At 71.5% G+C, this 24166-nt stretch carries 24 protein-coding genes; 11 read left to right on the top strand and 13 right to left on the bottom strand.

Annotation, left to right across the window (positions count from 1 at the left end; genetic code table 11):
• The first annotated feature begins 32 nt into the window (after positions 1–32).
• The gene (locus tag AB0I79_RS02880) at positions 33–1205 is read left to right on the top strand and encodes an SLC13 family permease (RefSeq protein ID WP_357866150.1); all 1173 of its coding nucleotides are present in this window, start codon (positions 33–35) and stop codon (positions 1203–1205) included.
• 8 nt (positions 1206–1213) lie between these two features.
• Here the strand turns inward: AB0I79_RS02880 and AB0I79_RS02885 are convergent, their stop codons facing one another.
• From AB0I79_RS02885 to AB0I79_RS02900, 4 genes are all read right to left on the bottom strand, one after another.
• Entirely contained in the window at positions 1214–1456 is a 243-nt protein-coding gene (locus AB0I79_RS02885) for a hypothetical protein (protein WP_357866151.1), read from the bottom strand.
• 108 nt (positions 1457–1564) lie between these two features.
• Positions 1565–2365 carry an inositol monophosphatase gene (locus AB0I79_RS02890; protein ID WP_357866152.1) on the bottom strand — a complete coding sequence of 267 codons (801 nt, stop codon included), beginning with the start codon at positions 2363–2365 and terminating at the stop codon, positions 1565–1567.
• 10 nt (positions 2366–2375) lie between these two features.
• Positions 2376–2993 (bottom strand): hypothetical protein, encoded by a 618-nt coding sequence (locus AB0I79_RS02895; RefSeq protein ID WP_357866154.1) that lies wholly within the window; start codon positions 2991–2993, stop codon positions 2376–2378.
• On the bottom strand, positions 2990–4006 hold the full coding sequence (locus AB0I79_RS02900) for a hypothetical protein (protein WP_357866155.1): 1017 nt from the start codon (positions 4004–4006) through the stop codon (positions 2990–2992). Before AB0I79_RS02900 ends, AB0I79_RS02895 begins: the two co-directional genes overlap by 4 nt.
• A 169-nt stretch (positions 4007–4175) precedes the next feature.
• Here AB0I79_RS02900 and AB0I79_RS02905 point away from each other — a divergent pair, with 169 nt between their 5' ends.
• Positions 4176–4961 carry a class I SAM-dependent methyltransferase gene (locus AB0I79_RS02905; RefSeq protein WP_357866156.1) on the top strand — a complete coding sequence of 262 codons (786 nt, stop codon included), beginning with the start codon at positions 4176–4178 and terminating at the stop codon, positions 4959–4961.
• 193 nt (positions 4962–5154) lie between these two features.
• Here the strand turns inward: AB0I79_RS02905 and AB0I79_RS02910 are convergent, their stop codons facing one another.
• From AB0I79_RS02910 to AB0I79_RS02920, 3 genes are read right to left on the bottom strand one after another with little or no spacing between them, the layout of a single operon-like run.
• Positions 5155–5928: a sporulation protein gene (locus tag AB0I79_RS02910; RefSeq protein WP_357866158.1), complete on the bottom strand. Its 774-nt coding sequence runs from the start codon at positions 5926–5928 to the stop codon at positions 5155–5157.
• 9 nt (positions 5929–5937) lie between these two features.
• Positions 5938–7179, bottom strand: coding sequence for an SPFH domain-containing protein (locus AB0I79_RS02915; RefSeq protein ID WP_357866159.1), 1242 nt, complete (start codon positions 7177–7179; stop codon positions 5938–5940).
• Position 7180: 1 nt separating this feature from the next.
• The gene (locus AB0I79_RS02920) at positions 7181–8794 is read right to left on the bottom strand and encodes an SPFH domain-containing protein (RefSeq protein WP_357866161.1); all 1614 of its coding nucleotides are present in this window, start codon (positions 8792–8794) and stop codon (positions 7181–7183) included.
• A gap of 140 nt (positions 8795–8934) precedes the next feature.
• Between AB0I79_RS02920 and AB0I79_RS02925 the strand changes: the two genes are divergently transcribed.
• Genes AB0I79_RS02925 through AB0I79_RS02945 form a run of 5 tightly spaced genes read left to right on the top strand, consistent with a single transcriptional unit; the run spans position 8935 to position 13744 of the window.
• Complete coding sequence (locus tag AB0I79_RS02925; RefSeq protein ID WP_357866163.1) at positions 8935–9849, top strand: ABC transporter ATP-binding protein; 915 nt, start codon at positions 8935–8937, stop codon at positions 9847–9849.
• A complete protein-coding gene (locus AB0I79_RS02930) occupies positions 9846–10700 on the top strand; it encodes an ABC transporter permease (RefSeq protein WP_357866165.1) in 855 nt (284 codons plus the stop codon). Before AB0I79_RS02925 ends, AB0I79_RS02930 begins: the two co-directional genes overlap by 4 nt.
• 14 nt (positions 10701–10714) lie before the next feature.
• Entirely contained in the window at positions 10715–10948 is a 234-nt protein-coding gene (locus tag AB0I79_RS02935; RefSeq protein WP_185106606.1) for a helix-turn-helix transcriptional regulator, read from the top strand.
• Positions 10949–10983: 35 nt separating this feature from the next.
• Positions 10984–13092: an excinuclease ABC subunit UvrB gene (gene uvrB / locus AB0I79_RS02940; RefSeq protein ID WP_357866167.1), complete on the top strand. Its 2109-nt coding sequence runs from the start codon at positions 10984–10986 to the stop codon at positions 13090–13092.
• 58 nt (positions 13093–13150) lie between these two features.
• Entirely contained in the window at positions 13151–13744 is a 594-nt protein-coding gene (locus tag AB0I79_RS02945) for a PepSY domain-containing protein (protein ID WP_357866169.1), read from the top strand.
• 259 nt (positions 13745–14003) lie between these two features.
• Here the strand turns inward: AB0I79_RS02945 and AB0I79_RS02950 are convergent, their stop codons facing one another.
• Positions 14004–14765: an alpha/beta fold hydrolase gene (locus AB0I79_RS02950; RefSeq protein WP_357866171.1), complete on the bottom strand. Its 762-nt coding sequence runs from the start codon at positions 14763–14765 to the stop codon at positions 14004–14006.
• A gap of 59 nt (positions 14766–14824) precedes the next feature.
• Between AB0I79_RS02950 and AB0I79_RS02955 the strand changes: the two genes are divergently transcribed.
• The gene (locus tag AB0I79_RS02955) at positions 14825–15370 is read left to right on the top strand and encodes a PadR family transcriptional regulator (protein ID WP_357866172.1); all 546 of its coding nucleotides are present in this window, start codon (positions 14825–14827) and stop codon (positions 15368–15370) included.
• Positions 15371–15495: 125 nt separating this feature from the next.
• On the opposite strand, the gene AB0I79_RS02960 is transcribed toward AB0I79_RS02955, so the two are convergent.
• Positions 15496–16368 carry an RIO1 family regulatory kinase/ATPase gene (locus AB0I79_RS02960; RefSeq protein WP_357866174.1) on the bottom strand — a complete coding sequence of 291 codons (873 nt, stop codon included), beginning with the start codon at positions 16366–16368 and terminating at the stop codon, positions 15496–15498.
• A 460-nt stretch (positions 16369–16828) separates the two neighbouring features.
• On the bottom strand, positions 16829–17434 hold the full coding sequence (locus tag AB0I79_RS02965) for a hypothetical protein (RefSeq protein ID WP_357866175.1): 606 nt from the start codon (positions 17432–17434) through the stop codon (positions 16829–16831).
• Between the two features lie 119 nt (positions 17435–17553).
• Between AB0I79_RS02965 and AB0I79_RS02970 the strand changes: the two genes are divergently transcribed.
• Positions 17554–18363, top strand: a complete 810-nt coding sequence (locus AB0I79_RS02970) for a glucose 1-dehydrogenase (RefSeq protein ID WP_357866177.1) — start codon at positions 17554–17556, stop codon at positions 18361–18363.
• 1 nt (position 18364) lies between these two features.
• Positions 18365–19162: an alpha/beta hydrolase gene (locus AB0I79_RS02975; RefSeq protein WP_357866178.1), complete on the top strand. Its 798-nt coding sequence runs from the start codon at positions 18365–18367 to the stop codon at positions 19160–19162.
• A 246-nt stretch (positions 19163–19408) separates the two neighbouring features.
• Here the strand turns inward: AB0I79_RS02975 and AB0I79_RS02980 are convergent, their stop codons facing one another.
• Both AB0I79_RS02980 and AB0I79_RS02985 read right to left on the bottom strand, forming a co-directional pair.
• Entirely contained in the window at positions 19409–20017 is a 609-nt protein-coding gene (locus tag AB0I79_RS02980; protein WP_357866180.1) for a DUF4126 domain-containing protein, read from the bottom strand.
• A 4-nt stretch (positions 20018–20021) separates the two neighbouring features.
• Positions 20022–20930: a phosphotransferase gene (locus tag AB0I79_RS02985; protein ID WP_357866182.1), complete on the bottom strand. Its 909-nt coding sequence runs from the start codon at positions 20928–20930 to the stop codon at positions 20022–20024.
• Positions 20931–20998: 68 nt separating this feature from the next.
• Here AB0I79_RS02985 and AB0I79_RS02990 point away from each other — a divergent pair, with 68 nt between their 5' ends.
• The gene (locus AB0I79_RS02990) at positions 20999–23359 is read left to right on the top strand and encodes an FAD-dependent oxidoreductase (protein ID WP_357866183.1); all 2361 of its coding nucleotides are present in this window, start codon (positions 20999–21001) and stop codon (positions 23357–23359) included.
• A gap of 29 nt (positions 23360–23388) precedes the next feature.
• Here AB0I79_RS02990 and AB0I79_RS02995 read toward each other — a convergent pair whose 3' ends face one another.
• Entirely contained in the window at positions 23389–24153 is a 765-nt protein-coding gene (locus AB0I79_RS02995) for a GntR family transcriptional regulator (RefSeq protein ID WP_357866185.1), read from the bottom strand.
• Positions 24154–24166: the final 13 nt, after the last annotated feature.

Genomic DNA, 24166 nt, shown 5'->3' on the forward strand with positions numbered 1-24166 from the left:
GGGTTCGGCAGTCCGTGTGCGATCATCGTCGGGTGTGGCGGCGTCTTGGCGTGCTCGACTGGATCAGGGTCGGGCTGCTGGTCCTCGGTCTGATCTTCGTGGCGACCGGGCTGCTGCCCTGGGCCGACGCGGTCACCAGCCTGAGCGGGATCGGCCCGCTGCTGATCTTCCTGGTGGCGATCATCGTGCTGGCCGAGCTCACCAAGGAGGCGCAGGTCTTCGACGTCATCGCGGCCAGGATGGCGGTGCTCGGGCGCGGCAACTACGCCGCCCTGTTCTTTCTTTGTGTCGCTTTTGGGTCATTTGTCACGATATTTCTGAACTTGGACACGACGGCGGTCCTGCTCACCCCCGTCATGCTCGCCCTGGCCCCCCGGGCCCGCATCGCCGCCCTCCCCCTGGCCATGACCACGATCTGGCTGGCCAACACCGCCAGCCTGCTGCTGCCGGTCTCCAACCTCACGAACCTGCTCGGCATGCGGAAGATCGGCCTGGACGCCACCGAGTTCGCCGCCCGCATGTGGGCGCCGCAGGCCGTCGCGATCGCGGTGACGATGGCGTTCCTGTGGGCGTTCTACTGGCGGCGCGGTGAGCGGCGCGACCTGCGATACACCCCGCCGGTGCTGGAGCCGGTGGCCGACCGCGTGCTGTTCGGGGCCGCGTCGGCGGCGTGCCTGCTGTTCATCGCCCTGCTGCTGGTGGAGGCGCACGTCGCGATCGCCGCCACGGCGGCGGCCGCGATCGTGGTGGCCGCGTTCGTGCTGCGCGCCCGCGAGCGCCTGACGTGGAGCCTGATCCCCTGGCAGCTCGTCATCTTCGTGACCGGCCTGTTCCTGGTCGTGCCCACGCTCAGCATCCACGGCCTGTCCGCGCTGATGACCTGGATGATCGGTACGGAGGGCGACCCCTACCGCACCGCCGCCGTGGGCGCCGGGCTGTCCAACCTGATCAACAACCTGCCCGCCTACCAGGCCGTCGAGACCGTCATCCCGGCCGCCGACCAGGACCGCCTGCTGGCCCTGCTGGCCGGCACCAACGTCGGCCCCGTCGTCACCCCGTGGGCGTCGCTGGCCACGCTGCTGTGGTTCGAGTCGTGCCGCCGCCACGACGTCCGGGTCCCGATGCGCCGCTTCCTGCTCACCGGGGCCGGCCTGGCCGTCGTGGGGCTGCCCGCGACCGTCTGGGCGCTGGTCGCCTTCGGCTGAGGCGACGGTCAGGCGGCGGCCAGGGCGTAGGCGCCGGCGACCGCGTCCAGGGCCCAGCGCATCCGGCGCACGTACGCCTCGGGGTGGTCGCCGGCCTCCTGCGCCACGAACGCCGCGCACCAGGACGGGTCGCCGCCGCACGCGCACAGCCGCTCGTCCACGGCCTCGCGGATCCGGACCGGGGACAGCTCGTCGGACGGCTGGAGGGTGGTGACGAAGAGCACCTGGGCCAGGTCGGTGGTGGTGAACATGTCGGGTTCCTCTCCGCGGGTGGTGCCGTTCCCCGGCACCCTCTGAGTAGACGTCGAACGGCGGCGGAACTCATCGACGAACGACACACATCATCTGCGGACTTTTCCTCACTGGAGGAGCGAGAGCAGCCCCGGCAGGGCCCGCGGGTGGGCGGCCACGAAGCTGCGCTCGCCGCCGGGAGCGTCCACGCACTCCTCGTAGCGGCCACCGTCCAGCGCCCGGATCTCGATGCCCGCCTCCTGCGCCAGCAGCGCCCCCGCCGGCAGGTCCACCATCCCCGCCCGGTAGCCCACGATGCCGTCGATGTCGCCGCGCGCCAGCATCGCCCAGGCCAGCAGGGGTGCCCAGAGCTGCAGCACCCGGCGGGCGTTGAGGTCGAGCGCCGTCTTCAGCCGCCGCACGGTGGGGTCGTCCCTGGCGATGCCGTACCCCTGGGTCCAGGCCAGCAGCGGCCCGTGCGGGCTCGGCGCGTACGGGGGCGCCAGGCGCACGCCCGAGGAGGCGACCGCCCCCTTCCCGCGCAGGGCCGACCACGTCTGGCGGGAGACCGGGTCGTGCACCACGCCCAGCAGCGGCAGCCCGTCTCTGCACAGCGCCACGCCCACCACGTACGTCGGCAGCCCGATGGCCACGTTGTTGGTGCCGTCGAGCGGGTCGACCAGCCACGTCCACTCGCCGCCCGCCGCCCCGACCAGCCCCGACTCCTCGGCGATCACCGTGTGCGACGGGTACGCCGTCAGGATCCGCTCCAGCAGCAGCTTCTCCGAGGCCAGGTCCAGATCGGTGACCACGTCGCCGGCCTCGCCCTTGGCCCGGGTGCCGAGCGCGCCCCGCGTGCCCTCCAGGAGCAGCGCTCCCGCGGCCTCGGCGGCTTCGACGGCGACCGTACGAGCGTGATCCAGGTCCATCGGGGCCCTCTCAGGTCAGGTGCGCGGTGATCGTGCGGATGGCCAGGGCCCTCTCCTCGGCGTCCAGCGGCTGCCTGGACACGTGGTGGGGGCCGCCGGCCAGCGGGCCGAGCGACAGGTCGTGGCTGCCGGGCCGGCCGCGGCCGAGCGCGATCGTGGCCGCCTCGCCGCCCTCGGGCACCACGCTGCTGTGGAAGCGGTCGGCGGCCAGCGCGTAGGTGTCGCCGGGGCCGAAGACCTCCACCAGGCCCGTGGTGTGCCGCACGGTGCGGGAGGTGGGCGAGATGCGGTCGCCGTCGGCGCCGCTGACCACCTCGTACACGCGGTGCGTGGCCTCCTCACCGGCGTCGTCGACCACGGCGTGCACGTTGCGCACCTGGCCGTAGAGCACGTGGCTGACCAGGTCCCAGCTGTGGCAGTGGATCTGCGAGGTGGTGCTCTCGGCGTGCGCGAGCGAGTCGGTCCACAGATGCAGGCATACCCCTTCGCCGCCCTCGCGCTCCAGCGGCAGGCAGACGAAACCGAGCGGGTGGCGGACGGCCGTCAGGCCCGGCCGCGACAGCTCCGCCAGCGCCCACGACCTGGCCTCCCCCGCCAGCAGGACCTCGTGCACGCTGCTCAGGCTCATGAGTACGGGTCCACGGCGCGCAGGGCCTTGCGGGCGATGTCGACGACGTCGCGGCCGTTGTAGGACTTGGGCAGGGGCACCCCGATCCGCTCGAACAGCTCCTGCACCTCCTCGATGGTCGGTTCGTCGCCGAGCGGCACCTTCTTGTACATCTCCAGCGGCACCCGCCGCGCCTGCTCCAGGCTCAGCCGCAGCTCGGTGTCGCAGTTCTCGTAGTAGAACGTCTCGGCCAGCGCGGTCATCGCCATGTTCGGGTCCTCGACCGTCATGATCAGCCGGGTCGAGGACAGGTCCCAGCGGATCGTGGTCATCGTCGAGGACAGGCCCACCTCGATGTCGAGCAGCCCGTAGCGCTGGCGGTGCCAGAAGGCGGCCAGGATGGTCGCGTACGACTCCTTCCTGGCCCGGTCGGTCGTCCACGTCTCGCCGGTGCCGTCGGGGGCGTCCGACAGCGAGCGGCGGTAGTGGGCGTAGGTCTCGCACACCTCCACGTTGGCCGGGTCGATGATCTCGACGCTGACCCTGAGGTGCCGCTTGTCCCTGCGCGCGGCGGCGACGCACTCGGGCAGGGTGACCGCCCGCAGGTAGGTGCCCGTGCCGCCCTTGAAGCTCCACCGGGTGGTGTCCCTGCGGGCCTCGGCGAGGGAGTGGGCGATCTCCTGCCTGCTGCCCAGCACCCTGACGAGCTGCAGGGAGTCGAGTGCCTTGCGGGTGCTGTGGACCAGGGTCTCGATCTCCTCCAGGCGGGCCAGGCGCACGGGCAGCTCGGCCAGCGCCCCCGAGGTGATCGTCTTCTCGACGGGGGCCTGGCGGGCGCGGTCGCGCAGCAGCGCGGTGGCCACCAGCGCCAGGATCACCAGGGTCGCGGCGGTCACGAGCTGACGCTGGATCTCGTCGCCCTGCGGCCCGAAGATCTTGTCGGGCATGATGCCGAGCACACCGACCACGATCGCCAGGCTCAGGGCGATGGCGCCGTCCGCGTTACGCGCCGCCCATGGGACGGTTCTCCTCAACGCCGCCATGAACCGTGCCATCGCTCGCCCCGCCGTCCGACGATCAATCAGTTCCCGAGGTCATGGTAACGACGGCGTCATGCGACTGTCAGCACACGATCTGCTAGCGGAAGATGCCCCGCAATATTGCTTCGCGTCCGGATCGCCGGCGACTCTAGGATCGGATGGCATGATCATGGATCCCGCCGTCATGGGGTACTACGCGCGCGGGGGCGAGCTGACGCGCCTGCGGCAGGGCCGGGGCCGCCTGGAGTACTGGCGCACCCGCGACGTGCTGCGCCGCGTTCTGCCGCCGGCGCCCGCGCGGGTGCTCGACGTGGGCGGCGGCACCGGCGTGCACGCCGAGTGGCTGGCCGCCGAGGGTTACGACGTCGAGCTCGTCGATCCGGTGCCGCTGCACGTCGAGGAGGCCGCGAAGCTGCCAGGGGTGATCGCCCGCCAGGGTGACGCCCGAGCGCTGCCGGTGCCCGACGGGCAGGCCGACGCGGTGCTGCTGCTCGGCCCGCTCTACCACCTGCCCGAGCGCGCCGACCGGCTGCGGGCGCTGTCGGAGGCCCGCCGCGCCGCCCGCCCCGGCGGGCTGGTCGCCGCCGCCGTGATCTCCCGGTACGCGGCCCTGCACGACAGCGTCTACCACGGTTACCTCCTGCGGGAGGGGCGGCAGGCGGCCGAGTACGAGGCCCTGGAGACGGGCCTGCTCATCTCGTCCAAGGAGGGCGGCTTCCGCGGGTACGGCCACGACATCGACGAGATCCTCACGGAGTTCACCGAGGCGGGGCTGCCCGAGCCGCGCCGTTACGGCCTGGAGGGCGCCTTCTGGCTGTACGGCGACGTCGACGACTGGCTGGACGACGACGACCGGCGCGAGCTGCTGCTCGATGCCGCCCGCCGCCTGGAGTGCGAGCCGTCGCTGCTGGGCGTCAGCGGCCACCTGCTGGCCGTTTCGTCCGCTTGAGGTCGATCACCTCGTCCCAGCCCTCGACCTCCGCTGGCGGGCGGCGCCGGTGGGTGTGGGGTAGGCCCCGCCCGCCACGCTCAGCGCCAGCGCGGCGGCCCACCATAACCGTGATCTCCATGACACGGCCGGAACCTTGGCGGGCCGGGCCGGCAGGTGATGGCGGGCGCCGAGCCGCCCGCCATCCGCCGGATCAGAACCAGCCGCGGTGCCGGGCCATCTGCTCCAGGCCGCGCTGCAGGGCCGCGTCCGCCTCCTGCGGCGACTGGTCGTAGCGGACCGTGAAGCGGTTGTACGCGTCGTGGCTGGAGGTCAGGAAGCCGCCCCGCTTGTCGGCCTCCAGGATGACGTCCATCTGCCGCGGCCCGGCGATGAACGTCAGCTCCAGCTCGTTGAAGTAGCGCCGCCACTGGCCGCCCGCGTAGTACTCGATCTCCTGGAAGAACGGCATGGTCGAGCCGTACAGCGTGCCCCGCTCCAGGTCGGCCTTCTTGAACTGGAAGCCCAGCCGGTCGAGCGCCCCGATCACGTGCTCCTGGGCCGGCAGCGGGCTGACGAACAACGGGTCGAGATCGCCCTTGTCGAGCGCCCCCGCCAGCGCCAGCTCCGTCTGGACGCCCAGCTTCATGCCGTGCAGCGGATGCCCGGCGATCGCGCTGATCGGCGTCTCCCACGGGATCGGGATCTCGAACGACTGCTGGTGCTGCGCGCCCGCCGCGAGCTGGAAGGTCCCGGCCACCTGCTGGCGCAGGAAGCTGTAGGACGTCTTGTACTCGTTGTCGCCCTGCTCGACCTCGACCACGGCGGTCAGGTCGATGTAGATGCCCTCGACCTTGTAGTCGGAGTTGCCGCCACGGAAGTGGACGACGCCGCGCAGCGGCTCGCCGGGGCGCACTCCCGTGTTGGTCAACACCGTGTCAACCTCGACGCCCGCGCCGAACGCGGCCATCAACTTGCGGAACACCATGGGGTTCTCCTAAGCGGAAGGTGTGTGGCCGTTCATGTGGCCTGTTCCCGTACCCGAGATGCGGGGGAGCAACTGGGCCAGGAGAAGGGTGGAGAGCGCGGAGTCCGCCTGCCCCTGCTGGGTGCGTACGACCAGCGGCTGGGGTGCGTTCTCCGCCAGTTTGGCGCCCACGTCGAGGCGCCTGCGGGCCAGCTCGTACTGCAGCACGGCCCGGTTGTCCCGGTACGAATCGGCCAGCCGGCGCAGCGCCTTGGCCTCGTTCTCGGCGGCGGTCAGCTCGGCCCTGCCGCGCGCCTCGATCTCCCACGTCACCCGCTGCGCCTCGGTCTCCTGCTCCTCCAGCATGCGCGCCACGTCCTTGCGCGCCGTGTTGTGGGCGGCCTTGACCTCGACCACGCGGGCGTCACGGGTCTTCTTGGAGCGCTCGATCTCCATCAGGAGCGTGTCGATGCGGCGCTTGCGGGTCAGCTCCCACTCGCGCTCGTAGGCCGACAGCTCCTTGGCCACCTTCTCGCGGGTGGCCAGGTGCTGCTGGTACTGGTCGGGGAGCTGCACGTCGGGGATGTTGGCGCCGGTGATGCGCACGCCGTAGCGGCCGAGCTGGCGGTTGAGCGCGTCCTGCATGTCGCCGACGTCGGAGCCGCGCAGGTCGTAGGCCCGCTCGGTGTTGACCCTGCGGCTGCGCTGCCTGATCGCGTCCTGCACCGCGCTGGACAGCACCAGGTCGAAGTTGCCCGCGCCGATCGTGCGGACGAACGCGACGGGGTCCACGATCCTGAACTTCAGGAAGAACTCGATGGACTTCAGGGGCACGTTCTCGGCGGTGGGGCAGGCCACGATCGGCGCCGAGTACGGGATCTCGGTGGAGGTGTCGACGACCGCGTCCACCCGGTCCCACGGCAGCCAGAGGTAGTGGCGGCCCGGCGGCAGCGTGCCGGTGATGGCGCCCCAGCGGCTGCGCACGCCGGTGGTGCCCTCCTCGATCTCGATGATGGCCTTGCGCCACATCGTCAGCAGCGCCAGCAGCAGGAACAGCAGCGCGGCGAACGCCCCGACGAGCTTGAAGCCGGTCAGCGCGGCCATGCCGGCGAAGTAGATCGCCAGGAACACCAGCGTCATCCAGGCGAAGCCGCGCCGGTCCTTGGGGATGACGACGGGCACGAGCTGGCCCTGCTCGCCACCGCGCAGGAGCTGGCGGATCTCTCCCCAGGAGGCCAGCGATTCCTTGATCTTCGAGAACTCGCGGCTCATCTCAGATCTCCTTCCCGGGCAGCGGGCGCTCGACGGTGCGTGCCAGGTCCGATGGGGGCTCCGGCGTCACGACCGGGATCGGGGGCGGCTCGGCCACGTCGGCGGCGGCCTTCGTGAGCAGCGAGGCGATCTCGTCCTCGCGGTCGCGCACGCGGGTGGCGATCTCGTCGAGCCTGCCGCGGATGGCGGCCATGTCCTCGGCGGAGAACAGCACCGCGTCCTTGCCGCCCACGAGCTGCTGGGCCAGGGCCAGGAAGTCGATGTCGGTCTGCTCGCCCACCTGCACCACCTGCGGCAGCCTGGTGGCCACGGACTCCAGCTTGGCCAGCAGGTCCTGCTGGAAGCGGTAGTCGAGGATCTCGGGCGCCTCGGCGGCGGACAGCGCCCTGATGTCCAGCGCCTGCGCCTCCAGGAGGGCGGCGTTGGCGTTGGCCGTGGACTCGGCCTCGACCAGGCGCTGCCTCGCCTGCGCGGTGGCCTGGTGGGTGGCGCGTTCGAGCGCGGTGTCCATGCGGGCCTGGTAGCCGGCGATCTCGGCCTGGATGGCGCTCAGCGTCTCCTGCAGCCCCGCCAGCTCCTTGATCAGGTCGCCCTCGTTCTGCTCCTTGCGGAGCTGGAGCTCGTACTCGTAGGTGTAGGCCTCCTTGGCGACGCGGACCATCTCGGGCGCGGCCAGGTCCATGCGGTATTCCTGGCTGGACGGCTCGGCGTGGGTGATGTTCACGTCGGTGAGCCGCACGGCGGGCAGGAACTGCTGGTTGAGGCTCTCCAGCATGCCGAGCGTGCTCTCGCCGACCAGGTCGTAGATCTCCTCGGCCCGCTGGGCGTAGATCAGCGAGCGGGTGACCTCGCTGATGGCGTTCTGGAGCTTGGACTGGAAGCCGCTGACCGAGCCGAGCACGAAGATGAACTCCGCCGGGTTCTCGATCCTGAACTGCAGGAACAGGTCCACGCTGGCCTTGACGCCCTGCTGGGTGGGGGCCTCGCTGATCGGCGCGTTGAACGGGTACTCGCGGGTGGTGTTGACGATGTAGCTGACCCGCTTCCACGGGTTGAACAGCGTCACCCGGCCCGGGTCCGCGATGTGCACCAGCTTGCCGAACTGGGTGATGAGCGCCTTGCAGCCCTCGGGCACCATCACCACGCTGCGCCGCCACCACAGGAACACGGCGGCCAGCACCAGCACGACCCAGTAATGGGGGCCGAAGACCACGTCGGCGTTCGGCACGATGTTGCCGAGGGCGCCGATGAGGCCGAGCGCCACCAGGATGCCCAGCGGCACGATCACCTTGGCGGTGCTGCCCTTGGGGATCACCACGGGTGAGATGACGTGCATGCCGTTCTCGGCGAAGCTGCGGTTGACGATCTCGCCGGCCTCGTTGAGCGACGCCGACCTCGCCTCGATGAGGGTGCCGACGGAGGCGCCGCCGTCGCGGGCGGCGGCGAAGTCGTGCGGGTTCAGCCTGAAGCCCGGGGCCTGGCCGGCCAGCTGCCCCGCTTGGTCGACGACCTGGCCGACGGCCTGCCCCATGGCCTGCCTCACGTCACCCCCTTGGGCCACCGCGCGGGCTACGCCCTGCCCTGCCTGGATCAGTGCCTCTCTGGGTCGTGACATCGAACCTTCCTTTTCCGCTACAGGCGATTCCGACCGTATCGGGTGTGACTTACTGTTCGCTTGCAATGCGGTGTCATATGTGTATTGCAGTCTGTAGTAGGTGTGCTATAGATGTAGTAGAGCTACTACGTGGAGGATTGATGGGAGCGGTGAAAGAGCTCGCAGGCGGCCTCGACCTCGGCAGGAGCGCCGCCGCCATCGAGGTCGCGGGGCTGCGGATGGCGTACGGCGAGAAGGAGGTCCTGCGGGACGTCACCTTCACCGTCAGCCCGGGCGAGGTGATCGCCTTGCTCGGGCCCAACGGCGCCGGCAAGACCACCACGATCGAGATCCTGGAGGGCTTCAGGAAACCTTCCGCGGGTCACGTGCGGGTGCTGGGGGCCGAGCCCGCCCGCGGCGACGAGCGCTGGCGCGCCAGGCTCGGCGTCGTGCTCCAGTCGTGGCGCGACCACGGCCGCTGGCGGGTGCACCAGCTCCTGCACCACCTCAGCCGCTACTACGAGCCGTACGCGCGGCCGGACCGGCCGCCGTTCGACACCGCCGAGCTGATGGGGGCGGTCGGGCTCACCCAGCAGGCCGGGCAGCGGATCAGGCAGCTGTCGGGCGGCCAGCGGCGCAGGCTCGACGTCGCCATCGGCATCGTCGGCCGGCCCGAGGTGCTCTTCCTCGACGAGCCGACCGCCGGGTTCGACCCGCAGGCCAGGCGCGACTTCCACGATCTCGTGCACCGCCTGTCGGACCTGGACGACACCACGATCCTGCTCACCACGCACGACCTCGACGAGGCGGAGAAGCTCGCCGACCGCATCCTCATCCTGTCCGGCGGCCGGATCGTCGCCGACGGCAGCCCCGACAGGCTGGCCCGCGAGCTCTCCCGCGACGCCCAGGTGCGCTGGAGCCGCGACGGCGAGCACTTCGTGCACGCCACCCAGGACGCCACGGGCTTCGTCCGCGAGCTGTTCGAGCAGTACGGCGGCCAGATCGGCGACCTGGAGGTGCGCCGGGCCACGCTGGAGGACACCTACATGGCGATCGTCAGGAAGGAGGAAGGGTGAGCCCCACGCTGCACGCCGCCCGGCTCGGGGTGTCCCGCGGGTGGATCGAGTTCAAGCAGCAGCTCACCAGCGCGCAGGACATGGGTTTCACCGTGGTGAGCACCGCGGCCCTGGTCGTCACGATGTACTTCCAGCGCGACGCGACGGTCCCCGGCACGGACATCTCGCTCGCGGCCGCCACGCTGCCCGGCGTGGCCGGCCTGTTGATCCCCTTCAACGCCCTCATGGGCGCGGTGGGCGCGCTGTCGGCCGAGCGGGAGGACGGCACGCTGCTCAGAGCCAAGGCCGTGCCCCAGGGCATGGTCGGCTACCTCGTCGGCCGGATCGTGATGCTGTCCATCACCACGGTCGGCGCCGTGGTGGTGATGCTCGTCGCCGGGCTGTTCTTCGTGCCGGGGCTGCTCGGGATCGGCCTGGGCAACTGGCTCACCCTCGCCTGGATCGGCTTGCTGGGGCTGCTGTCGTCGCTGCCGATCGGAGCGGTCATCGGCTCCCTGGCCAAGAGCCCGCAGAGCGCGGCCGGGCTGTCGATGCTCACCGTCGGCGCGCTCACCGCGATCTCGGGCATCTTCTATCCCATCGCGGCGCTGGCCGGCTGGCTCCAGACCCTGGCCCACGCCTTCCCGCTCTACTGGCTCGGCCTGGGGATGCGCTCGGCGCTGCTGCCCGACGCGGCCGCCGCCGCGGAGATCGGCGGCTCGTGGCGGCCCGTGGAGACCACGCTCGTGCTGCTCGCCTGGGCCGTGGCGGGGCTGCTGCTGGCACCGCCGATCCTGCGCAGGATGGCCAGGCGCGAGTCCGGCTCGGCGATGGAAGAGCGCCGTCACCGGGCGATGCAGCGCGTGACCTGAGAAACTACGGCCTGATGAGTGAGACCGTCTACAACCGCATCGCGCTGCTGCGCGCAGAGCGGAACGTGACCCGCAGGCAGCTCTCGGACGCGCTGGGGGTGCACTACCAGACCATCGGCTATCTCGAACGGGGCGAATACAGCCCCAGCCTTTACCTGGCGCTGCGCATCGCCGAGTACTTCGAGGTGCCCGTCGAGGTGGTCTTCTCCACCACGCCCTTCCCCCGGATAGGCGAGCGCACGGCCTGACCCTTTCTGTCGGTGGGGCCGCCTACAGTGGCAGCATGCGACCGGTCACTGATTTGCAGCGGAAGGTGGCGCCCTTCGAGGTCGTCACCGAGATGACTCCATCGGGCGACCAGCCGACGGCCATCGCCGAGCTGGAGCGCCGCGTCAAGGCCGGGGAGAAGGACAACGTCCTGCTGGGCGCCACGGGCACGGGCAAGACGGCCACGATCGCCTGGCTGATCGAGCGCCTGCAGCGGCCGGCCCTGGTCATGCAGCCCAACAAGACGCTCGCCGCGCAGTTCGCCAACGAGCTGCGCGAGATGCTGCCCAACAACGCGGTCGAGTACTTCGTCTCCTACTACGACTACTACCAGCCCGAGGCGTACGTCCCGCAGAGCGACACCTACATCGAGAAGGACTCCTCGATCAACGACGAGGTCGAGCGGCTGCGCCACTCGGCCACCAACTCGCTGCTCACCCGCCGTGACACGATCGTGGTCGCCTCGGTGTCGTGCATCTACGGCCTGGGCACGCCGCAGGAGTACGTCGACCGCATGGCCCGGCTGCGCGTCGGCATGGAGACCGACCGCGACCAACTCCTGCGCCGCCTCGTCGACATGCAGTACACCCGCAACGACCTGGCCTTCACCAGGGGCACCTTCCGGGTGCGCGGCGACACGATCGAGATCATCCCGAAGTACGAGGAGCTCGCCGTCCGCATCGAGATGTTCGGCGACGAGATCGAGAAGCTCTCGACCATGCACCCGCTCACCGGCGAGGTCATCACCGAGGACGAGGAGCTCTACATCTTCCCCGCCTCCCACTACGTCGCAGGCGAGCAGCGCATGGCCGCCGCCGTGGCCGGCATCGAGGCGGAGCTGACCGAGCGGCTGGCGGAGCTGGAGCGGCAGGGCAAGCTGCTGGAGGCGCAGCGGCTGCGCATGCGCACGACGTACGACATCGAGATGATGCGCCAGGTCGGCACCTGCTCCGGCATCGAGAACTACTCGCGCCACATGGACGGCCGCGAGGCCGGCAGCGCGCCCAACACGCTGCTCGACTACTTCCCCGAAGACTTCCTGCTGGTCCTCGACGAGTCCCACCAGACCGTGCCGCAGATCGGCGCCATGTACGAGGGCGACGCCTCGCGCAAGCGCACGCTGGTCGAGCACGGCTTCCGGCTGCCGTCGGCGCTCGACAACCGGCCGCTGAAGTGGGAGGAGTTCCTGGAGCGGATCGGCCAGACGGTCTACCTGTCGGCCACGCCGGGGCCGTACGAGCTGGGGCGGGTCAAGGGCGACGTGGTCGAGCAGGTCATCCGCCCGACCGGCCTGGTCGACCCCGAGATCGTGGTCAAGCCCACCAAGGGCCAGATCGACGACCTGGTCCACGAGATCCGCGAGCGGGCCGAGCGCGACGAGCGCGTCCTGGTCACCACGCTGACCAAGAAGATGTCCGAAGACCTCACCGACTACCTCCTGGAGCTCGGCATCCGGGTCCGCTACCTGCACAGCGAGGTCGACACGCTGCGCCGCATCGAGCTGCTGCGCGAGCTGCGCACCGGCGAGTTCGACGTGCTCGTCGGCATCAACCTGCTGCGCGAGGGCCTCGACCTGCCCGAGGTGTCGCTGGTGTCCATCCTCGACGCCGACAAGGAGGGCTTCCTGCGCTCGGAGACGTCGCTGATCCAGACCATCGGCCGCGCCGCCCGTAACGTCTCGGGCCAGGTGCACATGTACGCCGACAAGGTCACCCCGTCGATGGAGCGGGCCATCGACGAGACCAACCGGCGCCGGGCCAAGCAGATCGCCTACAACGAGGCCAACGGCATCGACCCGCAGCCGCTGCGCAAGAAGATCGCCGACATCCTCGACTCGCTGTCGCGCGAGGACGCCGACACCCAGCAGCTCATGGGCGGCGGCCGGCAGCAGTCGCGCGGCAAGGCCCCCGTGCCCGGGTTCGCCGCCCGGCAGGCCGGCCAGCACGCCAAGACCATCGCCGGTGAGATGCCGCGCGCCCAGATGGAGTCGCTGATCGAGTCGCTGACCGAGCAGATGCACCAGTCGGCGGCCGACCTCCAGTTCGAGGTGGCGGCCCGGCTGCGCGACGAGATCAAGGAGCTCAAGCGCGAGCTGCGCGACATGCGCGAGGCGGGGGTTCAATAGGTCGTATGCCTTCTGACCTGGGCGAATGCTTCACCTGTTGGTGGGCAGCGTCCATGGTATGAACAAGACGATCATTGGGGCCCTGGTCGGCGCGTCGGTGCTGGCGGGAGGCTGCGGCACCGTACTGCGCGAGGCGGAGCGGCTGGCCGTCCAGTCCTCGCCGACCATCGGCACCCCCACGGCCACCACCGCGCCTCAGGGGAGCCCCACGGGCTCCCCCGGGGCGGGCGACCTCAAGCAGGCCGCTCAGGCGGCGCTGGACGCGGTGCCGGGCTCCACCCTCATCTCGATCGAGACCGAGGAGAACGGCCGTCTGTGGGAGGTGCAGGTCGTCGGCGAGGACGGGACCGAGCACCAGCTGGACGTGGAGTCCGGCAAGGTCGTCAGCGGCCCCACCACCGAGCAGGAGGACAACGCCGACAAGGCCAAGCACCGCGCGCGGGTGTCGGCGGCCAAGCTCGACTACGCGCAGGCGGCCGACAAGATCGCGGCGGCGGTGCCGGAAGGGCGGGTCACGGAGCTGAACCTGGACACGGAGCAGGGCAAGACCGTGTGGGAGGCGGACGTGATCGCGCCGGACGGGACGAAGCACGAGGTGGCGGTGGACGCCGCCACGGGCGCGGTCACCAGGACCAACAGCGCCACCACGTGACCCGCGCCGCGGCGCCGTGCGGGTGAACCACCCTCAGTCCCGCTCCTCCTTCCAGGGGACCTCAACCCCATCGGCGGGTTGCGCTCCGTGCGGAGGGGGCCCCATCGGTGGGTGGCGTTCCGTGCGGCGGGGCGGACCCCATCCGGCGGGATGCGTTCCGTACGGCGGGGCGGACCCCATCCGGCGGGTCGCGTTCCGCGCGGCGGGGCGGGCCGTGGGCTTCGTGCGCCGGGGCGGAGGCCGCCGGTCCGGATGGTGGTCAGGGGAGCAGGGTCGCGAGCGTGCGGGCGAAGGCCTCGGGGTTGTCGAGCATGATGTTGTGCCCCGACTCCGGAACCTCCAGCACCCGCACGCCCGCCTCGCGCAGCTCCGCGGCCCCGGCCGGCTCGCCGCCCTCCGGGTGCAGGAAGGCGCGGGGGATCGCCAGCTCCACCAGCAGCTCCCGAACGGTGGGCGGGGGCATCTCGGCCAGGCTGACCGCCGTACGGTGCAGGCCGCGCAGGTCGGCCAGGCGCATCGTGGACCACCAGTGCGGTCCCACCCGATCGCGCACCTCCTTCCACCCTCCCGCCACGAACTCCTCCTCGCCGAAGGCCGCGATGCCGCTGCCGCCCGGCGGGACCGGTGCGGGGGGATAGGGGTCGAGGTTGGCGTCCACCAGGACCAGGCGGGCGACCAGCTCGGGATGACGCGCGGCCAGGATCGTGGCCACCGCCCCGCCCATGCTGTGCGCGACCACCGAGGCCCCCGCCACCCCGGCCTTGCGCAACCCCTCCGCCAGGGCGTCGGCGTGGGCCTCCAGCGTGTACGAGAAATCCCGCGGCCGGTCGCTGACGCCGAACCCGAGCAGGTCGATCAGGAGCGACCGGTGCCGGGGCAGGAGGGGGTGCGCCGCCACCTCCGCGTAGTAGGGGGCCGAGGTGGCGCCGAGACCGTGGACGTAGACACGCGCCGGCTCCTCGCCGGGCAACTCCACCCAGCGCATGCGAGCGCCGCTGGGATGAACGATGGCATCGTGCATGACGGATCTCCTCATGTATCGGGGCCAATATATATCGGCGCCGAGGTATGCTGATAGCCATGTTGGAGCTGGCGATACTCGGGTTCCTCAGGGATCGGCCGTTACACGGTTACGACCTGCGCCGCAGGGTGGCGGCGCTGATGGGGCACGTGCGCCCGGTGGCCGACGGCACGCTCTACCCAGCCATCAAGCGGATGGCCGCAGCCGGCTGGCTGGTCAGGAAGGACGAGCCGGGCGTGGCCGCCGCGCCACGGCGCATGCTGTACCTGACGCCCGAGGGTCGCACGGAGCTGGAGCGCCGGCTGCGGGATCCGGGTGAGCTCGACATCAGCGACGAGAACCGGTGGTTCACCCTGCTCGCCTTCCTCCGGCACCTGGGCGAGCCCAAGGAGCAGGCGGCGGTGCTGCGCAGGCGGCTGGCGTTCCTGGAGGAGCCGACGAGCTTCTTCTACGACGGGGACCGTCCGATGGCGGCCGAGGAGTTCGCCGACCCCTTCCGCCAGGGCCTGCTGACCATCGCCCACGCCACCAGCCAGGCGGAGCTCGCCTGGCTGCACGCCACCATCGAAACCCTCGAGAGCACGCAAGCTCCGCCTGACGCCTGACGCCTGACGCCTGACGCCTGACGCCTGGCGACACGGCGCCTGACGACACGGCGCCTCGCCCTGTCGGGCGGCGGTCCCGCGTCCGTTGTGAAGGGCCACGTCAGGGTGGGCGAGGCGGTCCCGTGTCAGGGGAGGAGCCCGGCCTCCTTGCGGAGCAGGGTGGCCAGGGCGTTCGGGTCGGCGGCGACGCCCTTGGCGGCGAACCAGGTGGCGACGTTGCGCGCGTCGCGGTCGAGGAACGACGGGCCCACCGGATGCGCGATCACGTCCACGATCTGCGGCAGGTCGATGACCACCAGCCTGCCCTCGTGGACCAGCAGGTTGTACGGCGACAGGTCCCCGTGGGCGAGCCCTTCGCGGGCCAGCGTGACCATGGCCGCCACGAGCTGCTCCCACAGCTCGCCGAGCCCCTCGGTCACCTGCGCCAGCCGCGGCGCCGCGTACCCGTCGTGCGTCCCGACGAACTCCTGCAGGATCTCCGTCCCGACGATCTGCACCGGGTACGGCACCGGCACCCCCAGCTCCCACAGCCGGCACAGCGCCGAGAACTCGGCCACCGCCCACTGCGCGGCGATGGCCTGCTTGCCGAAGGCCGTGCGGCCGGCCATGGCGCGGTTCATGCGGTCGTCGCGGGTCCTGCGGCCCTCCAGGTAGCCGGCGTCGCGGTGGAAGAGGCGATGCTCGGCGGATCGGTACCGCTTGGCCGCCAGCAGGCAGACCCGGTCGGTGCCCGGCACGCCGCGGGAGATCAGGTGGACGTCGGCTTCCTTGCCCGTCTTGAGGATGCCGTGCTCGGTGTCGACGGCGGCCAGCTCGGTGACGAGCCAGTCAGGGTAGGGCCGCGGGCCCTTCTCCGTCGGCGTGCTCTGGTCCCAGGTGGACCAGCGGTCGCCTTCCGGCGGGCCGTCGTACGTCTCGGGGGCGGACTCCAGCCATTCGAGGTCGTCGGCGTCGAGGGCGTGCTTGCCACGGCGGCGGTGTTGCGAGTGCTTCGGCACGGTGGGATGACTCCAGGTCTGCGGCCCACCGGCCGGTCGCGATCAGGTCGGCTGACGCCCGGTGGGAAGGAATGAGGACGCGGAAAACGGCACGCGAACAGTCGTCGTCACAGTCTCATCCTCCCTTCGTGCAGCGGTGATCAGGCGGCGATCGATACGATCGTCGAGTATGGCGATGCGGCGGGAAGGGGCGCAACCCGTTTACCGCCCGCGTGCGTTCAGCGCAGGGCTCTGTCCAGGTCGAGATCGACGTCCACGTCGAAGCCGATGTTCGTCCGCAGCCGCTTGCGGTGGGATGCCTGTGGGGACGTACGCCCTGACCGCGGGTTCGAGCTCGAGCGTGTACACGACGGGCATGCCGTCTTCCTGTTCCACCCGCCAGAAATGCTTGATGCCCGCGTCGGAGTACCTTCTTCGCCCATGTCGCGCGTCGCATCCATGATGCTACCTACGGTAACCGTCAGGGCCGGTCCCTGCGCTCCTCCATCGAGCGCCGGTAGAGCTCGTCGATCTCGTCCAGCGGGTCGGGGGCGCGGCGGCGGGCCTCGATCTCCAGGTCGGTGCGGGAGGTGAGGTCCGCGATGCCGGTGGCGGTGTGCTGCACCTGGTCGCCGAGGAGGTCGGCGCGGATGCGGGCGCACATCGCCGTCAGCTTGGCCTGGTGCTCCCTGAGCCGGTCGAGGGTGGCGTGGTCCACGTACGGCGACACGCGGCGCTGCTGGGCGTACATGCCGAGCTGCCCGTCGTGCACATCGGCCTGCGCCGTCAGGTCGGCCAGGAGGCGGGGCAGGTCGCCCAGGCCCCAGCCCAGGCTCTGCGCGTGCTCGACGGCCTGCCGGGTGAGGGAGACCTCGCGGCGCAGGTCGAGCCGGAGCCGCTCGACCTCGGCGGCGTCGCCCGTGCCCATCGCGTTGACGTGCGTGCTGAGGCGGACCGTGGCCTGCTTGGCCTTGACCGCCGCCTTCCTGCCCAGCTTGACCAGGAGGTAGATGCCGACGCCGCCCAGCAGCAGGAGGAACGCCAGGATCACCAGCACGATGACAAGGAACTCGCCGATCTTCGCCACCTCCTGTTGGTGTTGGTGTCTTGAAGGATAGTCGGACTCGGCGGTTCAGGCGCGCCCCGCGGGCACCACGGTGAGCAAGCAAGCTCTTGATCAGACCTGACCGGTGTGTTTCAGTGCACATGTCTCCCCAACCACCCCTAGAGAGGGCATTCAGGGTGCTTGACGGCAAGGTTGTGATCATCACAGGCGGCGCCCGTGGCATGGGGGCGGCCACCGCCCGGCGCTGCGTCGCGGCAGGGGCCCGGGTCGTGGTCACCGACGTGCTGGTGGAGGAGGGCACGGCGACCGCCAAGGAGCTCGACGCCCGCTTCATCGCGCACGATGTGACCAGCCAGGACGCCTGGGCGGCCGTCGTCACCGAGACCCTGGAGGCGTACGGGCGGGTCGACGGCCTGGTGAACAACGCCGGCATCGCCACCATGCTGCCGATCGAGCATCAGCCCCTGGAGGAGTTCCAGAACGTCCTGCAGGTGAACCTGGTCGGCACCTTCCTGGGGCTGAAGGCCGTGGTCGGGCCCATGCGCGAGCAGGGCGGCGGCGCCATCGTGAACCTGTCGTCGGTCGCGGGGCTGTTCGCGCTGCCCATGACCGGCGGGTACGGCGCCTCCAAGTGGGGGGTGCGCGGGCTGACGAAGATCGCGGCGCTGGAGTTCGGGCGGGACCGGATCCGGGTCAACTCCGTGCATCCCGGGATGATCGTCACCCCGATGACGCAGGGGCTGGGGGCCGTGTCGGGGGAGGGCACGTTCGGGCTGGCCGCCGCCGGGCGCTGGGGCGAGCCGGAGGAGGTGGCGGAGGCGATCGCGTTCCTGCTGTCCGACGCCGCCTCGTACGTCACCGGCGCCGAGCTGGCCATCGACGGCGGCTGGACCGCGGGGGAGGGCTCGCTGCTGCCCCCGTGGAAGGCGCCGAAGGCACCGGAGGCATAGCGTGCCGTACGCGGAGGTCGGGGAGGGTGTCCGGCTCTTCTACACCGACGACGGCGCGGGCGGCCCGGCGCCGCTGCTGCTGGTCCACGGCTGGGGGGCCGACTCGCACCAGTGGTCGTGGCACATCGACGCGCTCACCCCCGCGCACCGCGTGCTCGCCGTGGACCTGCGCGGCCACGGCTACTCCTCGGTCCCGGAGAGCGGCAACACGCCGCGCGCGATGGCCGAGGACCTGAACGTCCTGCTCGACCGCCTCGGCATCCCCCAGGTGGTCGCCGTCGGGCACTCGATGGGCGGGCAGGTGGTCTCCATCCTGGCCGTCGAGCACCCGGAGCGGGTGCGGGCGCTGGTCACCCTCGACCCGGGCTACGGCATGTCGGCCGAGCTCGCCCGCGGCTTCCCCAGGATGATCGCGGGCCTGCGGGGCGAGCGCCCCCACGAGGCGGCCGAGCGCATCGACGAGTGGTGCACGAACGCCGCCACCCCGCCCGTCATCAGGCGCTGGCACAAGCGCAGGCTGTACGGCATGCCGCCGCACGTGCTCGTCCAGGCGTTCGAGGCCATGTTCACCGGCCCGGACGCCATCGGGGTGCGCCCGGCCAGCGACGGCTACCTGGCCCGCAGGCGGTGCCCGGTGCTGTCGATCTGGGCCGACGCCGGGCGGGCGAGCTGGGAGGCCGGGCTGCTCAAGGACCCGGCGTCGGTGGTGCTGTCGTGGGAGGGCACGAGCCACCGGCTGCACGAGGAGCGGCCCGACGACTTCGTCAACGCGCTGGAGGGCTGGTTACGCCGCCTGTGAGGGGCTGGTCATGGCGCCTGTGAGGGGCCCGGTCACGCCGCCGTGACGGGCTGGGCACGGCGCCGGTGAGAAGCGGTGAAGGGCCCGGCGGCACGAGAGGTGCCGCCGGGCGCCCACGCGTGTGAGCGTGCCAGGGTTGGGGGCCACGGATTGCCGCCCACACGTTTCCATCCCTTGTTCGCTACCTCGCCCCAACCGTAGGCGGCCCCGCCGCGCCGGCGCGTCAGCCCGCGGGCGGATCCCGGGTCAGCCTGGCGGGTGATGACCCCGGGCCGCCCTCCTGCGGGCGCGGAAGCGGCGTACCCGCCGCAGCAGCCACCACGCGCCCACCGCGAACGCCAGCAACGCGACGATCACCAGCGCGGGCAGGAACACCGCGACCAGGCTCATCCCGAACGACCCGGCGTCCTCGACCGTGCTGACGACCGGCGCGCCGACGCCCGCCGTGCCCGCGTTGATCACCGGACGGGCGGCGGCCTTGATCGCGTGCACGGCCAGCGCCAGCACGATGCCCAGCAGCCACCCCACCCAGGGGCGCTCGGTCATCCAGGTCGAGTTCTCCAGCTCGGCGGCGGCGCTCGTGGCGGAGAAGACCACGCCGCCCGAGGCCGGGCGCACCACGGTCTGGATGGCGTCGTTGACGCTGTCGACGGCGGGCACCTTGTCGAGCACCATCTCGGCCACCAGCAGCACCGCGAGGATGGCGAGCACGCCCCAGTTCGACAGCCAGGAGTAGCCGTCGGGCAGCCGCACGGCGTCGGTGACGTTCGCGAGCACCCCCACGACCAGGAGCGGGATGTACGCGTTCAGCCCGGCGGCCGTGGACAGCCCCAGACCGGTCAAAGCGGCCAGCATTCCCCTAGTCTGCCCGCGCCGCCTCGTCCATGAGGCCCGTCAGGCCGGGATCGGTGAACTCGGCCACCGCCCGCTCGTACTTCTCCATGCCCCACGACCAGAAGTCGAAGTCGATGGTCTCGTTGGCGCCGTCCTGGATGGAGGCCCACAACGTCCAGCCGTACTTGGACATGAGGCCCAGCAGGCGCGCCCGGGCGATCTTGTTGCGCAGGCGGCGGCCGTAGTAGGCGGTGACGAGCTGCTCCAGGTGCCCGAGCGGCAGGGCGGACTCGCTCCAGATGTTGCCGAGCTCGAAGCAGGGGTCGTTGTTGCCCGCGTACTCGTAGTCGATCAGCCAGAGGCGCTCGCCGTCGTCCAGGATGTTGCCGGGCAGCAGGTCGTTGTTGCACGGAACCGTTCCCTCGTCCCTGACAGCGAGACATTTCCGGATCTGGGCGACGGCGGGCATGAAGTCGAGATAGCGGGGCGGCAGCCGGAAGCCGCGCTCGCGGACGATCTCCAGGTAGCGCCGCTGCACCTCGAACATGTCGAAGTCGCGCACGAACCGCGGCCCGGCGTGCAGCCGCCGGCACGCCTCGGCCACGCGCGGCAGGTTCGCCGGATCGTGCAGGTCGGCCTCCGTGAACGTGCGGCAGCCCGGCAGGAACCCCACCACCAGCACCCCGAGTTCCGGCAGGTAGTCGTGCACCGGCGCGCCGACCCCCGCACGCGCCGCCGCGATCGAATTGGCGTGCTCGGCATCCCTGTCGATGGCCAGCAGCGCGCCGTCGCTGGCCCACACGCGCACCACGTACGCGCCGGACGGCGTCGTGACCTTGTAGTTGTGGTTGGTGAGCCCGCCGGGCAGCTCCTCCACGGAGCGCGGCACGCCGGACAGCAGGGGGATGCGATCGAGGACCTCGGGCGCGGCCATGCTCGATGCTAGCCCCGCTGTCCCGAACGGTCTAGACCTTTAAGGGCGTGCCGGTTAGCCTCGCGACCATGAGCGACTCGGCCCGCATCGTGATCATCGGTGGCGGGGTGGGCGGCGCGTCCGTCGCCTACCACCTCACCCAACTCGGCGAACGCGACGTCGTCCTGCTGGAGCGGGACGAGCTCACCAGCGGCTCCACCTTCCACTCCGCCGGGCTCGTCGGGCAACTGCGCGCCGACCCCACGCTGACCCGGATGAACCAGTACTCCGTCGAGCTCTACCGCACCCTCGACGCCGGCTGGACCGAGTGCGGCGGCATCAAGCTCGCCTCCACGCCCGAGCGGATGGCGGAGATCCGCCGCCAGATCGGCTGGGCGCGCACGTTCGGGCTGCCGCTGGAGGAGATCTCCGTGGCCGAGGCCGTGGAGCTGTTCCCGCTCATGGACCCGGAGGGCGTGGTCGGGGCGGCTTACCTGCCGACCGACGGGCAGATCGACCCCTCCCAGCTCTGCTACGCCCTGGCCACCCGGGCCCGCGAGGGCGGCGTCACCGTGCGCACCCGCACCCGCGTGCTCGGGATCACCGTCGATCGGGGCCGCGTCACGGGCGTGCGCACCGACCAGGGCGACATCGCCTGCGAGATCGTGGTCAACTGCGGCGGCATGTTCGCCGCCGAGATCGGCCGCATGGCCGGGGTGCGGGTCCCGATCGTGCCCATGTCGCACCAGTACGTCGTCAGCGACGCCTTCCACGACCACACCGGGCTGCCCACGCTGCGCGACCCCGACCTGCTCATCTACTACCGCCAGGAGGTCCAGGGCCTGGTCATGGGCGGGTACGAGCGCCAGTGCGCGCCCTGGACGGCCGGCCGGAACGCCTACGACGCGGTGCCGGGCGACTTCAACGGCCGCCTCCTGCCGGAGGACTGGGCGAGGTTCGAGGAGATCTCGGACAACTCCCGGATCCGCGTGCCCGCCATGGCCGACGTCGGCATCCGCAAGCTGATCAACGGGCCCGAGGCGTTCACCCCCGACAACGAGTTCTGCCTGGGCGAGACCGAGGTCGCCGGGTTCTTCGTCGCGGCCGGCTTCTGCGCGCACGGCATCGCGGGCGCGGGCGGCATCGGCAAGGTGATGGCCGAGTGGATCGTCGAGGGCGAGCCCGGCATGGACCTGTGGCACATGGACGTGCGCCGCTTCGGCCGCCACTACCGCTCGCCGTCGTACACGATCAAGCGGGCGGTCGAGAACTACGAGACGTACTACGACATCCGCTACCCCGGTCACGAGCGGTCGGCGGGCCGGCCGCTGCGGGTCTCGCCCGCCTACGGCTGGCACGCCGCCCACGGGGCCGTCTTCGGTGAGAAGTCCGGGTGGGAACGGGTCAACTACTACGCGGGCAACGCCCTTCCCGAGGAGGAGGAGCGGCCCCACGGGTGGGCCGGGCGGCTGTGGTCGTCCGCGATCGGAGCCGAGCACCGGGCCACGCGCACGGCCGCCGGGCTGTTCGACGAGAGCTCGTTCGCCAAGATCGAGGTCACCGGGCCCGACGCCGCCGCACTGCTGGAATGGGTGTGCGACAACCGGGTCGCCCGGCACGTGGGCGCCGTCACGTACACGCAGGCGCTCAACCGGCGCGGCGGCATCGAGTGCGACTTCACCGTCACCCGGCGCGGCGAGGAGGAGTTCCTCGTCGTCACCGGCACCGCGTTCGGCTCGCACGACATGGGCTGGCTGCGCAAGCAGGCGGCGCTCACCGGGTCGAAGGCCAGGATCGCGGACGTGACCGGCCAGTACGCGTGCTTCGCGCTGTGGGGGCCGCGGGCCCGCGACGTGCTCGGCGGGCTGACCCCCGACCCGCTGGACTTCCCCTTCATGTCCGCGCGCGAGCTCACCGTGGGGGACGTGCCGGTGCTGGCGCTGCGGGTGACGTTCGTGGGGGAGCACGGGTGGGAGCTGTACTGCTCCAGCGAGTACGGGCTCGGGCTCTGGCAGACGCTGTGGCGGGCGGGGGAGCCGTACGGGCTGGTGGCCGGGGGGTACCGGGCCATCGACAGCCTGCGGCTGGAGAAGGGGTACCGGGTGTGGGGGGCCGACATCGGGCCCGAGACGACGCCGTACGAGGCGGGGCTGGGGTTCTGCGTCAAGAACGACAAGGACTTCCTCGGCAGGGACGCCCTCGATCCCGCGCCCGCGCGGCGGCTGCGCTGCCTGACGCTGAGCGATCCGCGCGCCGTCGCCCTCGGCAACGAGCCGGTGCGCGTGGACGGGCGGGTCGAGGCCCGGGTGACCTCCGGCGGGTACGGGTACACCGCGCGGGAGTCGATCGCCTACGCCTACCTGGAGGCGGAGCCGGGGACGCCGGTCGAGGTCGAGATCGAGGGGCGATGGGTGCCGGGGGTGGTGGTCAAGGGCCCGCTGGTGCCGTGACACTGGGGGTGTCGTGACGCGGCGGCGGTTCAGGCGGTCTCCGTGACGCCGCTGCGTACCGAGATGCGGACGCGGTCGGGGCGGAACAGGTCGAGCGCGTACTCCACCGGCGTGCCGCCCGCCGCGTAGGCGGTGCGCTCGATCAGCATCAGCGGCGTGCCCGGCGCGATGCCCAGTTCGGCGGCCTCGGCCGGCTGGGCGATCACCGGGTCGAGGTGCTCGACCGCGGTGCGCGGCTCCAGGCCGTACCGGGTGGCCAGCAGCGCGTACAGGGAGCCGGTGAGGTCCTGGTCGAGCAGGCCGGGCAGAGCGGGGAAGTACGAGCGCTCCAGCGCCACCGGCGACCGTCCCGCCGAGCGCACCCGCGCCACCTCGTGCACCGGCGAGCCGGTCGAGAGGCCCAGCGCCCTGCCCGCGGCGGCGGGCGCGGGCACCGTCGCGGCCCGCAGGATCCGCGCCTCGGCCCGCAGGTGGGCGCGGCGCATCTGCTCCGTGAACCCGGCCAGCCCGGTCAGGTCGCAGTCGATGCGCGGCTCGGGGCGCGGCTCGGCGACGAACGCGCCGCCCGACCTGCCCGGCACGCGCAGCAGCACGCCGTCGCGCTCCAGCGAGGCCAGCGCCTGCCTCAGCGTCATCCTGCTCACGCCGAGCCGCCCGGCCAGCGCCCGCTCACCGGGCAGCCGATCACCCGGCGCCAGCTCTCCGGCGGCGATCGAGGCCAGGAGCCAGCGCTCGATCTGCACGTGCGCGGGGACGCCGGTGCCGCGTTCCAGCTCAGGCGGAGTCCCGACCACAGGCGCAGGTTAC

The sequence above is a fragment of the Nonomuraea sp. NPDC050202 genome (assembly GCF_040656115.1).
GTDB lineage: Bacteria > Actinomycetota > Actinomycetes > Streptosporangiales > Streptosporangiaceae > Nonomuraea.

Bases quoted from the DNA above. Each gene is read 5' to 3' on its own strand.
- AB0I79_RS02885 (WP_357866151.1), bottom strand. From the start codon at position 1,456: ATGTTCACCACCACCGACCTGGCCCAGGTGCTCTTCGTCACCACCCTC.
- AB0I79_RS02890 (WP_357866152.1), bottom strand. From the start codon at position 2,365: ATGGACCTGGATCACGCTCGTACGGTCGCCGTCGAAGCCGCCGAGGCC.
- AB0I79_RS02895 (WP_357866154.1), bottom strand. From the start codon at position 2,993: ATGAGCCTGAGCAGCGTGCACGAGGTCCTGCTGGCGGGGGAGGCCAGG.
- AB0I79_RS02905 (WP_357866156.1), top strand. From the start codon at position 4,176: ATGATCATGGATCCCGCCGTCATGGGGTACTACGCGCGCGGGGGCGAG.
- AB0I79_RS02910 (WP_357866158.1), bottom strand. From the start codon at position 5,928: ATGGTGTTCCGCAAGTTGATGGCCGCGTTCGGCGCGGGCGTCGAGGTT.
- AB0I79_RS02915 (WP_357866159.1), bottom strand. From the start codon at position 7,179: ATGAGCCGCGAGTTCTCGAAGATCAAGGAATCGCTGGCCTCCTGGGGA.
- AB0I79_RS02920 (WP_357866161.1), bottom strand. From the start codon at position 8,794: ATGTCACGACCCAGAGAGGCACTGATCCAGGCAGGGCAGGGCGTAGCC.
- AB0I79_RS02925 (WP_357866163.1), top strand. From the start codon at position 8,935: ATGGGAGCGGTGAAAGAGCTCGCAGGCGGCCTCGACCTCGGCAGGAGC.
- AB0I79_RS02935 (WP_185106606.1), top strand. From the start codon at position 10,715: ATGAGTGAGACCGTCTACAACCGCATCGCGCTGCTGCGCGCAGAGCGG.
- uvrB (WP_357866167.1), top strand. From the start codon at position 10,984: ATGCGACCGGTCACTGATTTGCAGCGGAAGGTGGCGCCCTTCGAGGTC.
- AB0I79_RS02945 (WP_357866169.1), top strand. From the start codon at position 13,151: ATGAACAAGACGATCATTGGGGCCCTGGTCGGCGCGTCGGTGCTGGCG.
- AB0I79_RS02950 (WP_357866171.1), bottom strand. From the start codon at position 14,765: ATGCACGATGCCATCGTTCATCCCAGCGGCGCTCGCATGCGCTGGGTG.
- AB0I79_RS02955 (WP_357866172.1), top strand. From the start codon at position 14,825: ATGTTGGAGCTGGCGATACTCGGGTTCCTCAGGGATCGGCCGTTACAC.
- AB0I79_RS02970 (WP_357866177.1), top strand. From the start codon at position 17,554: ATGTCTCCCCAACCACCCCTAGAGAGGGCATTCAGGGTGCTTGACGGC.
- AB0I79_RS02980 (WP_357866180.1), bottom strand. From the start codon at position 20,017: ATGCTGGCCGCTTTGACCGGTCTGGGGCTGTCCACGGCCGCCGGGCTG.
- AB0I79_RS02985 (WP_357866182.1), bottom strand. From the start codon at position 20,930: ATGGCCGCGCCCGAGGTCCTCGATCGCATCCCCCTGCTGTCCGGCGTG.
- AB0I79_RS02990 (WP_357866183.1), top strand. From the start codon at position 20,999: ATGAGCGACTCGGCCCGCATCGTGATCATCGGTGGCGGGGTGGGCGGC.